The sequence below is a fragment of the Acidiphilium sp. JA12-A1 genome (assembly GCF_000724705.2).
GTDB lineage: Bacteria > Pseudomonadota > Alphaproteobacteria > Acetobacterales > Acetobacteraceae > Acidiphilium > Acidiphilium multivorum.
In genome coordinates, this window is the sequence record NZ_JFHO01000225.1 from 1 (window position 1) to 526 (window position 526).

Here is a 526-nt window from a genome sequence, read left to right on the forward strand (position 1 = left end):
CGACGCGCCGCAGGTTGAACCCCGCGCCCAGCGCCCGCTGCATCAGCGAGTCGGCACCGGCGCCCGCCTCGATCGCGATCGTGTCGAAGAACACGTCATGGCGGATCGAAAGCCCCGCCGCCCGCGCCGCGCCGGCCAGCAGCCTGGCCGCGAGATGCACCCGCCGGGCGATCCGCGCCAGCCCTTCCGGCCCGTGCCACACGCCATAGAATCCGGCGATCACCGCCAGAAGCACCTGAGCGGTGCAGATATTCGAGGTCGCCTTCTCGCGCCTGATGTGCTGCTCGCGCGTCTGCAGCGCGAGCCGCAGCGCCGGGCTCCCGCATCGACCGAAACGCCGACCAGCCGGCCGGCCATATGCCGCTTCAGCGAATCGCGGGTGGCGAAATAGGCCGCGTGCGGGCCGCCGAAACCCATCGGCACGCCGAAGCGCTGCGCCGAGCCGACCACGACTATCCGCCCCCRMTCTCGCCCGGCGGCCGCAGCAGCGTCAGCGCCAGCGGATCGGCCGCGACAATGGCGAGCG

1 pseudogene is annotated in these 526 nt (G+C 72.7%); it reads right to left on the minus strand.

From position 1 onward, the window contains the following. Positions 1-526: pseudogene (locus RT91_RS19425) on the minus strand (glycine dehydrogenase (aminomethyl-transferring)); the annotation flags it as partial.